Here is a 13305-nt window from a genome sequence, read left to right as displayed (position 1 = left end):
GACGGGGCGGCGCCGGGGGGGGGGAACAACTCGGGCGGGGGGTCGCCGGCCGGCCACCCGCCCACCCAGCCACCCAGCCACCCGCGTCGCCTACGGCCGATCCACCGACAGCACCCGCTCGAACACCCCCCCGCACCCCCGGATCCCGGTCCAGCACCCCGAACGCCACCCGTTCGAAGACCCCGGCGAAGCGCCCGGCCAGGAGCCCGCGGAAGGCCTCCGCCACCTCCTCCGGATCGTTGCGGAACACCCCGCACCCCCACGCGCCCAGCACCAGCCGCGGGTAGCCGTGCAGCGCGGCCGTCTCCAGTACGCGCTCCGCGCGCCGGGCCAGGGCGGCCGGGATCTCCGCGGTGCGCTCGGGCTCCTGGCGGCGGATCGTTCCGGCGTTCGGGGCCGGGGAGGTGAGGAAGCCGACGCGGAACGGGACGTCCAGCAGGTCGCCGCGGTCATCGCGGAAAACGGGCACGCCGGGCGAGTGAATCACCCGGTCGGTGTAGAACGTGCTGCGTTCCGCGCGGTGGGTCTCGTAGTACTCGGGAGCCAGCAGCAGCGTCTCGTACAGGGCCGATGCGCGGCACAGCGCCTCCTCCTGCGCCTTGGCCCCGCGAAGGTAGCCGCCGCCGGGATTCCGGGCCGAGGCGAAGTTGAGCACCGCCACGCCGCCCGGTTCCGGGACGTCGGCGGCGAGCCTACGGGCTGCGACCGTGCTGCTCTCTCCCGTGACCTCGATGGCCGTCCGGCGGTATCCGGCCACCAGTGGCTCGTCTGGAATGACACGATTCGGCCCATATATCCTGGTTCCGGCCTTGGCCTCCGCCAAGGCGGCGGCGAGGGAGACATGCCGCCCCGACCGTGTCCGGTATCCACCGGTCGCCACGATGTTCGCGTTCTCCCGCGCGATCTCGCGCAATCTGCTGCTCACGGCATCATCGTCTGCAGCTCCGGGTGTGCGCGTCCACGCGTTTTCCGTACTCCGATCGGAACAACGCGAAAAAAATGCGGCTCGATTCGACTCTTCGGCACCCGACAAGGACGGGTAGGCATGGTCAAGTCACCGCCCAGGACAGGAGATCCGGCCATGCTGCCTCAGGATTCATCCGCCCCACCCGCATCCCGTTCCCCAGGCGACTCGTCCACGATCACCGAAGCCACCGCCGAGGAGCTGGTCCACGGCATCTGTTTCAAGACAGGCCCGCCCCGCACGCTCGGTGCCGAGCTCGAATGGCTCGTGCTGGATGCCGAGCGGCCCGGTGAGCCGCTCCCGCCCGAACGGCTCACCGCCGCGCACGACGCGGCCCGCGCCCTCCCGCTGAACTCCCGCTTCAGCATCGAACCCGGCGGGCAGCTGGAACTCAGCTCGGCCCCCGCCGCCTCCCTCTCCGCCTGCCTGGACGGCCTGCGGGCCGACCTGGCCGCCGTACGAGGCGCACTGCGCTCCCAGGGCCTCGTCCTGCACGGCACCGGCCTGGACCGGCGCCTGGACCGGCGCTGCCCTCCGCGCCGCCTGCTCTCCAGCCCGCGCTACGACGCGATGGAGACCTACCTCGACCGCTTCGGCCCCGCCGGCCGGGCCATGATGTGCTCCACCGCCTCCGTGCAGGTCTGCGTGGACGCCGGGTACGAGGAGCCGGGCCCGCTGGGATACGGCCGGCGCTGGCGGCTGGCCCACCTCCTGGGCGCCGTGTTCGTGGCGGCCTTCGCCAACTCCCCCGCCCGCGAGGGCCCGTACGCCGGATGGCGGTGCGCCCGCCAGGGAATCTGGGGCGACCTCGACTCCCGGCGCGCGCTCGCCCCGGCGCTGGACGCCGACCCGCGCACCGCCTGGACCCGGCACGCGCTCGACACCGAGGTGATGTGCGTACGGTCCTCCCCCGAAGGCCCCGCCGGACCCTCCGATCCCGGCGGCCCGTCCAGTCCCGCCGATCCCGCCGGTCCCTGGTCGGTCCCGCGCGGGCTGACGTTCCGCGACTGGCTGCGCGCCGCCGGCTCCGCCGGCGATGCCGCCTCGGCCGGCCGGCCGGCCCCGGCCCGCGGTGCGGCTCTGCGGCCGCCCACCGCCGAGGACCTGCAGTACCACCTCACCACCCTCTTCCCCCCGGTACGCCCGCGCGGCCACCTGGAGCTGCGGATGATCGACGCGCAGCCCGGTGACGACGGCTGGCTGGTCCCGGTGGCCGTCGTGCACGCGCTGTTCGACGACCCGGAGGCCGCCGGGACCGGATACCGGGTGGCCAAGGCGCTCGCCGACGCCTACGGGCCCCGGCACGCCCCGTGCAACCCGCTCTGGCAGTCCGCGGCCCGCCACGGCCTGGCCGATCCGGACCTGCGTGCGGCGGCGGCGACCTGCTTCCGGGCCGCGGCCGAGGCGCTGCCCCGGCTCGGCGCGAGCCGGCCCGTGCAGGACGCGGTGGGCGCCTTCACGGAGCGGTTCGTGCTGCGCGGGCGATGTCCCGCCGACGAGGCCGCCGAGAGAGACGACCAGCTGACCGGGACGGGGGCCCACCGATGACCACGGGAACAGAATCCGCAGGGGCCGAGCCCACAGACTCCGCAAGGCCCACAGCGCCCACCCCCGCAGAATCCGTTCTGCACCGCTCCCCCGCCGCCGTCCGCGAGCAGGCCCTGTCCGCCCTGGTCGCCGCGCGGGCGCGCACGGCCGGGCTGACCGACGCGGTCGGCGACCACGATCTGACCGCCCAGCACTCCCCCCTGATGTCGCCGCTGGTCTGGGACCTCGCGCACATCGGCAACATGGAGGAGCTCTGGCTCCTGCGCCACGTGGGCGGCCGCGAGGCCATGCACCCCGAGATCGACCCCCTGTACGACGCCTTCGAGCATCCACGGGCCGAGCGCCCCAAGCTCCCCCTGCTGGGCCCCGCCGAGGCGCGCCGCTACACGGCGGAGGTCCGCGGGCGGGTCTTCGACCTGTTGGAGCGCACCCCGCTGGAGGGCACGGCCCTGCTCGACGCGGGCTACGTGTTCGGGATGATCGCGCAGCACGAGCAGCAGCACGACGAGACGATGCTGATCACGCATCAGCTGCGGAAGGGCGAGGCGGTGCTGACGGCCCCGGACCCGGATCCGCCGCTGGGTCCGCCGCCCGCCGCTGCCGAAGTGCTCGTCCCCGGCGGCCCGTTCACGATGGGCACCTCCGCCGAGCCGTGGTCGTTGGACAACGAGCGCCCGGCGCACGTCCGCGAGACCGGCCCGTTCTGGATCGACACCGTGCCGGTGACGAACGCCGCGTACGAGGCGTTCATCGCGGACGGCGGCTACCGCGACGAGCGCTGGTGGGCCCCCGAGGGCTGGGAGCAGGTCCGCCGGCACGACGTCGGGGCCCCGCTGTTCTGGCGCCGGGAGGCGGGCCAGTGGCTGCGCCGCCGGTTCGGGGTGACCGAGCCGGTGCCCGGCGACGAGCCGGTCCTGCACGTGAGCTGGTACGAGGCGGACGCCTACGCCCGCTGGGCGGGCCGGCGGCTGCCGACGGAGGCGGAGTGGGAGAAGGCGGCCCGGCACGATCCGGTGACCGGCCGCTCCCGGCGCTATCCGTGGGGCGACGCCGACCCGACCCCGGCGCACGCCAACCTCGGGCAGCGGCACCTGCGCCCGGCGCGGGCCGGGAGCTATCCGGCGGGGGCGTCCCCGCTCGGGGTGCGCCAGCTGATCGGGGACGTGTGGGAGTGGACGTCCTCGGACTTCCTGCCCTATCCGGGGTTCCGGACGTTCCCGTACAAGGAGTACTCGGAGGTGTTCTTCGGCCCGGAGTACAAGGTGCTGCGGGGCGGTTCGTTCGCGGTGGACCCGGTGGCCTGCCGGGGCACGTTCCGCAACTGGGACCTGCCGGTGCGCCGGCAGATCTTCTCCGGGTTCCGCACGGCCAGGGACGGTGCCTGATGTGCCGTCACATAGCCTTTTTGGGGCCCGAGGTGCCGCTGGGGCGGCTGCTGAGCGATCCGGAGCACTCGCTCGTACGGCAGGCGTGGGACCCGCGGCGGCAGGTCAGCGGCACGGTGAACGCCGACGGGTTCGGGGTCGGCTGGTACGCGGAGGGCGACCCGGTCCCCGCCCGCTACCGGCGGGCCGGGCCGATCTGGGGCGACCTGGCCTTCGCCGACCTGGCCCGTGTCGTGCGCGCCGGGGCGGCGCTGGCCGCCGTACGGGACGCGACGCTGGCCGGGGCGGAGGGCGAGGCCGCGGCGGCGCCGTTCGCGTCGGGGCCGTGGCTGTTCAGCCACAACGGCGCCGTACGGGGCTGGCCGGAGTCGGCGGCGCCGCTCACGGCCGGGCTGCCGCCGGCGGAGCTGCTGTCGCTGCCCGCCGCCACGGATTCGGCGTTGGTCTGGGCGCTGGTGCTGCACCGGCTGCGCGCGGGCGACGACCTCGGCACCGCGCTCGCGGAGTCGGTGCGCGAGCTGGCCGAGGCGGCTCCCGGTTCCCGGCTGAACCTGCTGCTGACGGACGGCGCCGCCATCGCCGCGACGGCCTGGGGGGATTCGCTGTGGTACCTCGCCGATGTGCCGGCGCAGCGCGTCGTGGTGGCCTCCGAGCCGTACGACGCGGACGCGCGCTGGTGTGAGGTGCCCGACCGGACCCTGCTGACCGCCCACCGCACCCGGGTCGTGCTGACCCCGCTCAAGGAGACGCCCAGTGAGTGACTTCCGGTTGACCCGCACCCTCGACGAGGACGCCGCCGAGACGGCGCTGCGCGAGGACGTGGCCCTGGGGCTGACGCAGGCCCCGAAGGCGCTGCCGCCCAAGTGGTTCTACGACGCGCGGGGCAGTGAACTGTTCGAGGAGATCACCCGCTTGCCGGAGTACTACCCGACGCGGGCCGAGCGGGAGATCCTGCTGGCGCGGGCCGGGGAGATCGCCGCGGTGAGCGGGGCCCGCACGCTGGTGGAGCTGGGCTCGGGGTCCTCGGAGAAGACCCGGCACCTGATCGAGGCGATGCCCGAGCTGGACACGTACGTGCCGGTGGACGTGAGCGAGAGCGCCCTGGAGGGGGCGGCCCGGACGCTGCTGGCGGAGCACCCGGGGCTGCGGGTGCGGGCGCTGCTGGCCGACTTCACCAAGCCGCTGCGGCTGCCGCAGTCGCCGGGTCCGCGGCTGGTGGTGTTCCTGGGCGGCACGATCGGCAATCTGCTGCCGGCGGAGCGGGCCGCGTTCCTGGCCTCGGTACGGGCGATGCTCTCGCCGGGGGACGCACTGCTGCTGGGGACGGACCTGGTGAAGGAGGAGTCCGTGCTGGTGGCGGCGTACGACGATGCCCAGGGGGTGACGGCCGAGTTCAACCGGAACGTGCTGTCGGTGATCAACCGGGAGCTGGACGCGGACTTCCCCGTCGAGGGCTTCGCGCACGTCGCGGTGTGGAACCGGGAGCAGGAGTGGATCGAGATGCGGCTGCGGGCCCGGTCGGAGCTGGTGGTGAAGGTCCGGGCCCTGGATCTGCTGGTGCCGTTCGAGGAGGGTGAGGAGATCCTGACGGAGGTGTCCGCGAAGTTCCGTCAGGAGGGCGTACGGAAGGAACTGGCGTCGGCCGGGCTGGAGCTGGCCCGGTGGTGGACGGATGCCGAGGGCCGCTTCGCCCTGTCCCTGTCGGTGGCCGACGCGGAGACGGGCTGGGCGGGCACGCCCGGGAGCAGCGTGGTGGACGCAGGAGACGCCGAGGAGGGGGTGGCGCCGGCCTGAGCGGCGGCGGTCCCCGCGGCAGGGCATGCCGCGGGGACCGCGCCGGGCGGGGCGGCGCGGACGGCGGCCTGGGCGGCGGCCGCGAGGTCTCGGCGGGTGGTGTACCGGCCCGGCGGGATCCGCGGCAGCAGCCGCAGCTCGGCCCAGATGCCGCGGGCGCGGACGATCCGCCACAGCGAGGCGGTCAGCGGGTCGTCGCCGACGAAGGCGGCGGCGCCGGCGGGACTGCCGTCGGGGAGCCGGTAGGAGATGCGGACGGGCTGGACGGGCGCGTCCGCATCCAGGGCGGACTGGAACGCGGCCCGCCGGAAGGGCCCTTGGACGCGCCCGCACCAGGTGCTGCCCTCGGGGAAGATGGTGATCCGCTCCCCGGCGCGCAGGGCGCGGGCGAGGGTGGCGACGGTGTCGGGGAGGGCGCGGATCCGGTCGCGCCGGATGAAGAGGGTGCCGGCCTGTGCGGCGAGCCGGCCGAGGACGGGCCACTCGCCGATGTCGCTCTTGGCCAGCATCCGGGAGGGCAGGGCGGCGGCGACGAGCGGGATGTCCAGCCAGGAGACGTGGTTGGCGACGATCAGGCGGCCGCCGGGGGCTCCCGGTCCGCCGTGGAGGGTGATCCGCAGGCCGAGGGCCCGCAGCAGTGCGGCCGACCAGGCCCGGACGACGGTGTGCCGGGGCCGGGTCGGCAGCAGCCGGACCGGCGGCGCGCCCAGGATCCCGAGCAGGAGGAGGGCGGCCGCGCCGGTGAGCCGCAGGACCGCGCGCGGGAGGCCCGCGGTGTGTCCCCCGTGGCCGGCGCAGGCGCGGGGGGTGCAGGGCGAGGTGGGCAGCCAGACGCTCATGCCGACGGGACGAGCGAGAGGAAGTGCTTGAGGTAGCGGGGGTTGGTGCGCTTGAGCGAGAGCAGGACGTACAGGTCGGCGCAGCCGAACGCGGCGTCGAGGGCGGGCTCGCCGCAGACCCACGCGCCGAGGCGCAGGTAGCCGCGCAGCAGCGGGGGCAGCGGCATGCGGTCGGGGAAGGCGATGCCTTCGGGCGTCCAGGGCAGGTGCGGGGTGACCCGGTACTCCTCGGGGGCGAGGTTGCGGGGCAGGACGTTCTCGCGGGTGGCTGCGGCCACCACGCCGCCGTCGGCGAGCGGTATCGAGCAGCAGCCGGCGAGCCAGTTGTGTCCGGAGCGGTCCATGTAGCGGGCGAGCCCGGCCCAGATGAGGGCGATGGCGGCGCCGTTGCGGTGGTCGGGGTGAACGCAGGATCGGCCGACCTCGACGAGGTCGGGGCGGATGAGGGCGAGGGCGGAGAGGTCGAACTCGCTCTCGGAGTAGAGGCGTCCGGCGACGGCGGCGCGCTCGGGGGGCAGCAGCCGGTAGGTGGCGACGACCTGTTCGGTCTCCTCCTCGACGACGAGGAGGTGGTCGCAGTACGCGTCGAAGGCGTCGGAGTCGAGGCCGGGCTCGGGGCCGTCGAGGCGGGCGCCGAGCTCGCCGGCGAAGACCAGGTGGCGCAGCCGCTGGGCGGCGCGTACCTCGTCCTCGTTGCGGGCGAGGCGGACGGCGTACCGGGTGGGGGTGCCGGCGGGGTCCGGGGCGGTGGGGGAAAGGGCGGGGGAGGCAGTGGGGGAAGGGGTGGGGGGAAGGACGGACGGGGACAGGGGTGCGATGGTCATGGCGGCTCCTGGTCCGGGCACGGGGCCGGGCCGCGGGTGTGGCGGACCGGCTCCTCTACTTCTTCCGTGACCGGCTGGATTCGACATGACCGCTTCGCGGCCCCGGGTGTGCGGACGCTGAACTCGGCGGAGCACCCGATGAGCGAGCCTGCGCAGGCCGTGGGCGTCAGCGGCCGGAGTTCAGCACCCTGCCGATCGACTCGGACGCGGTCCTCGCGGCCCTCCTGGGGTCCTGGCCGGAGAGGACGGCCGTCATGTACGGCTTGATCGGGTTCTTGGCCTCGACCTCGGCCCAGCGGGCGGACTTGGGGGTGGCCCGGCCCTGGGCGGCGCCGGCGGCCATGCTGGCGGCGCCCTCGTTGCCCTCGACGACATGCGCGAGGGTGGTCTTGTTCGGCACGCAGCTCATGGTGCGGGCGAGCTCGGTCTGCCACTCCTCGCTGACCAGGGCGGTGATGACGTCGATGGCGTGCTCGCGCTGTGCGGCCCTGGCAGGGACGATCAGGACGGACCCGCCGGTGAAGACTGCGCCGGGCTTGTCGGAGGTCTTGCCGGGGACGGGGAAGAAGCCGAGTCTGCCCTTGAGGGCGGGGTTGGCGGCCTCGATGGCGGCCGCCTGGCCGGGCGGGGCGATGATCTGCGCGACCTGGCCGCGGGCGAAGACCTCGGCCTGCGGGGGCGTCTCCTCGTCGGCGTCCCTGGGGCCGTTGCCGAGGGCCTGGAGCTGCTTGTAGAACTCCATGCCGGCCAGGGCCTTCTCGTCGTCGAGGGCGCCGCTCCACTTGCCGGCGTTGTCGACGGCGAGGTCCCCGCCCTCGTCCCAGATGAACCCCGCCAGGACGTACCAGTTCTGGCCGGGGAGGTAGATGCCCTGCTGCTCGCCCTTGTCGAGTTTCTGGGTGTCCTGGATCCACTCCTGGCGGTTCCTGGGCGGGTTCTTGATGCCGGCGGCCCCGAAGAGGTCCTTGTTGTAGATCACCACGCGGTTGGCGGCGTACCAGGGGACGCCGTACTGGGCGCCGTCGATGCTGGCGGGGTCGGCGAGGCCCTCGAGCCAGTCCTGGTGGCCCCATCTGCGCAGGCCTTCGAGGGTGAGCTCGGACAGGCCCCCGGTCTCGATGTACTGCGCCACCTGGGTGTTGCCGACCTCGATGACGTCGGCGCTCTCGCCGCCCTTGCCGGAGAGCACGGCGTTGACCTTCTCGCCGATGCCGGTCCACTCCTGGATGCGGACGTCGAGGTCGACGCCGGGGTGGTCCTTCTCGAAGGCGGCGGTGAAGTGCGTGACGAAGGCCTCGGACGCGCTGCCCTTCATCAGCCAGAGCGTCACCTTCTGCGGGCCGTCGGCCGGTCCTGCGTGCTGGCTGCAACCGGTGAGGGCGGCCGCGGCGGCCAGGGCGGTGCACACGGCAAGCAAGCGCATCTTCACGAAAGGTCACCTTCTGGGGATCGATTCGAGCTGGCTTGAAATTGGCATAGACCAATGGGCGGGTCAAGGTCCTGTTCTCGGGGAGTCTTCGGGGATTCTCCGGGCATCGCTCGCGAAGCGGGACGTACTGGGGCACCGTAGAACACGACAAAGCCCCCACATCGGGAGACCTCCATGTCCAACCACACGTACCGGGTGACCGAAATCGTCGGCACGTCCACCGAAGGCATCGACCAGGCCGTCCGCAACGGCATCGCACGGGCGGCCCAGACGCTGCGCAAGCTGGACTGGTTCGAGGTCACCCAAGTGCGCGGCCACATCGAGAACGGGGCGATCGCGCACTACCAAGTGGGGCTGAAGGTCGGCTTCCGCCTCGACGACGAGGACTGACGCCCGCCGGCCGGGCGGCGCCCCCGGCTCAGGTGCGCCCCTCCCCCTCCTGGGCCGCCTTGAGCTCGGGCGCCTCCGCCGCCCAGTTCGCCAGCACCACCGGGAAGCCGGCGGCGCGCGCGGCCTGGCAGACCAGCTCGTCGTCGTCCACCAGGACCCGCACCTCGCGGCCCCGGGCGATCCGCCGGAGCACCTCCAGCTTGGTCGTCCGGGCCGGGCGCCGGTCCTGGTTGCCGCGCATCCACACCCGCCCCTCTGGCAGGCCGTGCCGGGTCAGCCACTCCTCCGTGTCGGCCCGGCACCGCTCCGGGCGCCCGGTCAGGTACACGATCTCGCTGTCGGCCGCGCGCTCCACCGCCAGCGCGACGCCCCGCGCGAGCGGCGGGTCGGCCGGGGCCGCGCCGAAGAAGCCGTCCCAGTCGCGGGGGCGGCGCTCCAGGAAGTGCTGGCGGTGGTCGGTGTCGGCCAGCGTGTTGTCGATGTCGAAGACGGCCAGGGGCCGGCGGTCGGTGCGTGCACTCATGCGGGCCAGCCTAGGGCGGGGAATCCTGGCGGGCGCCGGACGTTGAGACGTGTGTGATCCGCAGACTCTCCATCCTCGACCGGTCCCGCGTCCGCGAGGGGCACCCCGCCCCGCAGGCCCTGCGCGACACGGTCGAACTCGCCCGCGCGGCCGAGCGGCTCGGCTACCACCGGTTCTGGGTCTCGGAGCACCACAGCGTGCCCGGGGTCGCGGGTTCGGCCCCTGCCGTGCTGGCCGCGGCCGTCGCCGGCGCGACCCGGCGGATCCGGGTCGGCACCGGCGGGGTGATGCTGCCCAACCACCGGCCGCTGGTGGTCGCCGAGCAGTTCGGGGTGCTGGAGTCGCTCTTCCCCGGCCGGATCGACATGGGCCTCGGCCGCTCCGTCGGCTTCACCGGCGGGATCCGCCGGGCGCTGGGCCGCGACACCGACGACGCCGACCGGTTCGAGGAGCAGCTCGCCGAGCTGCTGGGCTGGATCGACGGGACGCAGCAGGACCACCCCGAGGTGCACGCCCGCCCCGCGGAGGGGCTGCGGATCCCCACGTACGTCCTGGCCACCGGCGAGGGGGCGGGCATCGCGGCCCGCGCGGGGCTGCCGCTGGTGGTGGGCGACCTGCGGGCCCGGGGGCGGGTCGCCGCGATCGTGGAGCGCTACCGCGAGGAGTTCCGGCCCTCCGAGCGGTGTGCGGAGCCGTACGTGGTGGTCTCCGGGTCGGTGGCGGTCGCCGCCACCGAGGAGGAGGCCCGGCGGATCCTCCTGCCGGAGGCCTGGTCGGTGGCGTACTCGCGGACCCGGGGCAGCTTCCCGCCGCTGCGCCGGGCGCAGGAGATCGAGGCGCTGGAGATGAGCCCGAAGGAGCGGGAGCTGTACGAGGGCGCGCTCGGCGGGCACGTGCACGGCACCGAGGAGCAGGTGGCGGCGCAGCTCGCGGAGGTGTCCGGGCTGACCGGGGCGGACGAGCTGCTGGTCACCACGTCCACGTACGACCGGACGGCGCTGCTGGACTCCTTCGCGCGGCTGGCCCGGCTGGCGGGGCTGCCCGGAGCCGCCGGCGCGGCGGTCCCGACCGGCCCGTGAGCGCAGGGCCCCCGTAAACTGGGGCGAATGCACCACTCCACCGAGCCTGCGGCCCCTGCCCGCGCCCCGGCCCCGCCTCCGTCCCGGCCGGATGCCCACGACCCGTTCGTACGGGTGCGGGGCGCCCGGGAACACAATCTGCGCGGGGTCGACGTGGACATCCCGCGCGACGCCCTGACCGTCTTCACCGGGGTGTCCGGCTCCGGGAAGAGCTCGCTCGCCTTCGGCACGCTCTACGCCGAGGCCCAGCGGCGCTACTTCGAGTCGGTGGCCCCGTACGCCCGGCGGCTGATCCACCAGATCGGCGCGCCGAAGGTGGACTCGGTCACCGGGCTGCCGCCGGCGGTCTCACTGGAGCAGCGGCGCTCCTCCCCGGGTTCGCGGTCCTCGGTGGGGACGGTGACCTTGCTGTCGAACTCCCTGCGCATGCTGTTCTCCCGCGCCGGGACCTATCCGCCGGGCGCGCCGCGCCTGGACTCCGACGCCTTCTCCCCCAACACCGCGGCCGGGGCCTGCCCTTCGTGCCACGGGCTCGGCAGCATCCACCGCACCAGTGAGGAACTGCTCGTCCCCGACCCGGATCTGTCGATCCGTCAGGGTGCGGTCGCCGCCTGGCCGGGGGCCTGGCAGGGCAAGAACCTGCGGGACATCCTGGAGGTCCTGGGCCACGACGTGGACGCGCCCTGGCGGGAGCTGCCGGCGGCCGACCGCGAGTGGATCCTGTTCACCGAGGAGCAGCCGGTCGTCACCGTGCACCCGGTGCGGGACGCGGACCGCATCCAACGGCCGTACCAGGGCACGTACATGAGCGCCCACCGGTATGTGATGAAGACCTTCTCGGACAGCAGGAGCGCGACGCTGCGGGCCCGGGCCGAGCGCTTCCTGACCGATTCGCCGTGCCCGGTGTGCGAGGGCCGGCGGCTGCGGCCCGGGGCGCTGGCCGTCACCTTCGCCGGCCGGAGCATCGCGGAGCTGGCGGCGCTGCCGCTGACCGGCCTGGACCGGCTGCTGGCGCAGGAACAGGCCCGGGAGGAGCGGGCCGGCGAGGCGGCGCGGGTGCTCGCCGAGGACCTCCGGTCGCGGATCGGGCCCATCGTGGAACTGGGGCTCGGCTACCTGAGCCTGGACCGGACCGCGCCGTCGCTGTCGGCGGGCGAGCTGCAGCGGCTGCGGCTGGCGACGCAGCTGCGGTCGGGGCTGTTCGGGGTGGTGTACGTGCTGGACGAGCCGTCGGCGGGGCTGCACCCGGCCGACACCGAGGCGCTGCTCGGCGTACTGGACCGGCTCAAGGCGGCGGGCAACACGGTGTTCGTGGTGGAGCACCACCTCGATGTGGTGCGGCATGCGGACTGGCTGGTGGACGTGGGGCCGCTGGCCGGGGAGCACGGCGGGCAGGTGCTGCACAGCGGGCCGCCCCGGGAGCTGGCCGGGGTGGCGGGGTCGGCGACGGCGCGGCACCTGTTCCCCGGGCACGAGCCGGAGCCCGGGCCCGAGCGCGAGGTACGGGAGGCACGGGAGGTACGGGAGGCGCGCGGGGCGGTCCGGCTGGCCGGGGTCGAGCGGCACAACCTGCGCGGTGTGGACGTGGAGTTCCCGCTCGGGGTGTTCACGGCCGTCACGGGGGTGTCGGGGTCGGGCAAGTCCACGCTGGTGGGGCAGGCGCTCGCCGCGGAGGTGGGCGAGCGGCTCACCGATCCGGGTTTCCCCGTGCGCAGGCTGGTGGAGGTCGACCAGAAGCCGATCGGGCGGACGCCGCGGTCCAACCTGGCCACGTACACCGGGCTCTTCGACGTGGTGCGCAGGCTCTTCACGGCGGCGCCCGGGGCACGCGAGCGCGGCTGGAAGGCGGGCCGGTTCTCCTTCAACGTGCCGGGCGGGCGGTGCGAGACCTGCCAGGGCGAGGGCTTCGTCTCGGTGGAGCTGCTGTTTCTGCCCAGTACGTACGCCCCGTGCCCGGAGTGCGGCGGGGCCCGGTACAACGCCGAGACGCTGCAGGTGCGCCACGAGGGGCTGAACATCGCGGAGGTGCTGGCGCTGACGGTGGAGTCGGCAGCCGCGTTCTTCGCAGGGGTCCCGGCGGCTGCGCGCAGCCTGCGGGCGCTGGAGGAGATCGGGCTGGGCTACCTGCGGCTGGGGCAGCCGGCCACGGAGCTGTCGGGTGGCGAGGCGCAGCGGATCAAGCTGGCGACGGAGCTGCAGCGGCAGCGCCGCGACCACACCCTGTACCTGCTGGACGAGCCCACGACCGGGCTGCATCCGGCGGATGTGCGGGTGCTGATGCGGCAGTTGCACGGGCTGGTGGACGCGGGCCACTCGGTGGTGGTCGTGGAGCACGACATGGACGTGGTGGCGGGCGCGGACTGGGTGGTCGACCTGGGGCCGGGTGGCGGCGCCGAGGGCGGCCGCATCGTGGCGGCGGGCACGCCGGAGCAGGTGGCGCGGTCCGGGGTGGGCCGTACGGCGGGGTACCTGGCGCGGGCGCTGGGCGGGCGGTGAAGGCGCCGGCCGTGCGGCGGGGGCCGGTGCCGGG

10 protein-coding genes and 2 pseudogenes are annotated in these 13305 nt (G+C 74.5%); 7 read left to right on the top strand and 5 right to left on the bottom strand.

Features of this window, described 5'->3' with window-relative positions:
- Nucleotides 1–136: 136 nt before the first annotated feature.
- Nucleotides 137–925, bottom strand: a pseudogene (locus AB0F11_RS23575) (TIGR02452 family protein); the annotation flags it as partial.
- 156 nt (nt 926–1081) lie between these two features.
- Here AB0F11_RS23575 and egtA point away from each other — a divergent pair.
- From egtA to egtD, 4 genes are read left to right on the top strand one after another with little or no spacing between them, the layout of a single operon-like run.
- Nucleotides 1082–2512, top strand: a complete 1431-nt coding sequence (gene egtA / locus AB0F11_RS23570; protein WP_362177048.1) for an ergothioneine biosynthesis glutamate--cysteine ligase EgtA — start codon at nt 1082–1084, stop codon at nt 2510–2512.
- On the top strand, nt 2509–3897 hold the full coding sequence (egtB, locus tag AB0F11_RS23565; protein WP_362177046.1) for an ergothioneine biosynthesis protein EgtB: 1389 nt from the start codon (nt 2509–2511) through the stop codon (nt 3895–3897). The genes egtA and egtB overlap by 4 nt, the downstream gene beginning before the upstream one ends.
- The gene (gene egtC, locus AB0F11_RS23560; RefSeq protein ID WP_362177043.1) at nt 3897–4658 is read left to right on the top strand and encodes an ergothioneine biosynthesis protein EgtC; all 762 of its coding nucleotides are present in this window, start codon (nt 3897–3899) and stop codon (nt 4656–4658) included. The genes egtB and egtC overlap by 1 nt, the downstream gene beginning before the upstream one ends.
- Nucleotides 4651–5691, top strand: a complete 1041-nt coding sequence (gene egtD, locus AB0F11_RS23555; protein WP_362177040.1) for an L-histidine N(alpha)-methyltransferase — start codon at nt 4651–4653, stop codon at nt 5689–5691. Before egtC ends, egtD begins: the two co-directional genes overlap by 8 nt.
- A gap of 305 nt (nt 5692–5996) precedes the next feature.
- Here egtD and AB0F11_RS23550 read toward each other — a convergent pair.
- The 3 genes and pseudogenes from AB0F11_RS23550 to AB0F11_RS23540 all read right to left on the bottom strand — a co-directional run.
- A pseudogene (locus tag AB0F11_RS23550) lies at nt 5997–6530 on the bottom strand (lysophospholipid acyltransferase family protein); the annotation flags it as partial.
- Nucleotides 6527–7354 carry a GNAT family N-acyltransferase gene (locus AB0F11_RS23545; protein WP_362177037.1) on the bottom strand — a complete coding sequence of 276 codons (828 nt, stop codon included), beginning with the start codon at nt 7352–7354 and terminating at the stop codon, nt 6527–6529. The gene AB0F11_RS23545 and the pseudogene AB0F11_RS23550, both read right to left, overlap by 4 nt.
- Nucleotides 7355–7520: 166 nt before the next feature.
- Nucleotides 7521–8777 carry an extracellular solute-binding protein gene (locus AB0F11_RS23540; protein WP_362177066.1) on the bottom strand — a complete coding sequence of 419 codons (1257 nt, stop codon included), beginning with the start codon at nt 8775–8777 and terminating at the stop codon, nt 7521–7523.
- A 180-nt stretch (nt 8778–8957) separates the two neighbouring features.
- Between AB0F11_RS23540 and AB0F11_RS23535 the strand changes: the two genes are divergently transcribed.
- Nucleotides 8958–9173, top strand: coding sequence for a dodecin (locus AB0F11_RS23535; RefSeq protein ID WP_361915025.1), 216 nt, complete (start codon nt 8958–8960; stop codon nt 9171–9173).
- A 28-nt stretch (nt 9174–9201) separates the two neighbouring features.
- Here the strand turns inward: AB0F11_RS23535 and AB0F11_RS23530 are convergent, their stop codons facing one another.
- Nucleotides 9202–9696, bottom strand: a complete 495-nt coding sequence (locus AB0F11_RS23530; protein ID WP_362177034.1) for a hypothetical protein — start codon at nt 9694–9696, stop codon at nt 9202–9204.
- 53 nt (nt 9697–9749) lie between these two features.
- Between AB0F11_RS23530 and AB0F11_RS23525 the strand changes: the two genes are divergently transcribed.
- Both AB0F11_RS23525 and AB0F11_RS23520 read left to right on the top strand, forming a co-directional pair.
- On the top strand, nt 9750–10775 hold the full coding sequence (locus tag AB0F11_RS23525) for an MsnO8 family LLM class oxidoreductase (protein ID WP_362177031.1): 1026 nt from the start codon (nt 9750–9752) through the stop codon (nt 10773–10775).
- Nucleotides 10776–10802: 27 nt separating this feature from the next.
- On the top strand, nt 10803–13271 hold the full coding sequence (locus AB0F11_RS23520; protein WP_362177028.1) for an excinuclease ABC subunit UvrA: 2469 nt from the start codon (nt 10803–10805) through the stop codon (nt 13269–13271).
- Nucleotides 13272–13305 lie beyond the last annotated feature (34 nt).

Origin of the sequence: Streptomyces sp. NPDC032472 (genome assembly GCF_040636955.1) — a bacterium.
GTDB lineage: Bacteria > Actinomycetota > Actinomycetes > Streptomycetales > Streptomycetaceae > Streptomyces.
The sequence above is the reverse complement of the archived record's forward strand: the minus strand, read 5'-3'. Positions and strand labels throughout refer to the sequence as shown.

Coding starts and splice junctions, on each gene's coding strand:
- egtA (WP_362177048.1), top strand. CDS start 1,082: ATGCTGCCTCAGGATTCATCCGCCCCACCCGCATCCCGTTCCCCAGGC.
- egtB (WP_362177046.1), top strand. CDS start 2,509: ATGACCACGGGAACAGAATCCGCAGGGGCCGAGCCCACAGACTCCGCA.
- egtC (WP_362177043.1), top strand. CDS start 3,897: ATGTGCCGTCACATAGCCTTTTTGGGGCCCGAGGTGCCGCTGGGGCGG.
- AB0F11_RS23545 (WP_362177037.1), bottom strand. CDS start 7,354: ATGACCATCGCACCCCTGTCCCCGTCCGTCCTTCCCCCCACCCCTTCC.
- AB0F11_RS23540 (WP_362177066.1), bottom strand. CDS start 8,777: ATGCGCTTGCTTGCCGTGTGCACCGCCCTGGCCGCCGCGGCCGCCCTC.
- AB0F11_RS23535 (WP_361915025.1), top strand. CDS start 8,958: ATGTCCAACCACACGTACCGGGTGACCGAAATCGTCGGCACGTCCACC.
- AB0F11_RS23530 (WP_362177034.1), bottom strand. CDS start 9,696: ATGAGTGCACGCACCGACCGCCGGCCCCTGGCCGTCTTCGACATCGAC.
- AB0F11_RS23520 (WP_362177028.1), top strand. CDS start 10,803: ATGCACCACTCCACCGAGCCTGCGGCCCCTGCCCGCGCCCCGGCCCCG.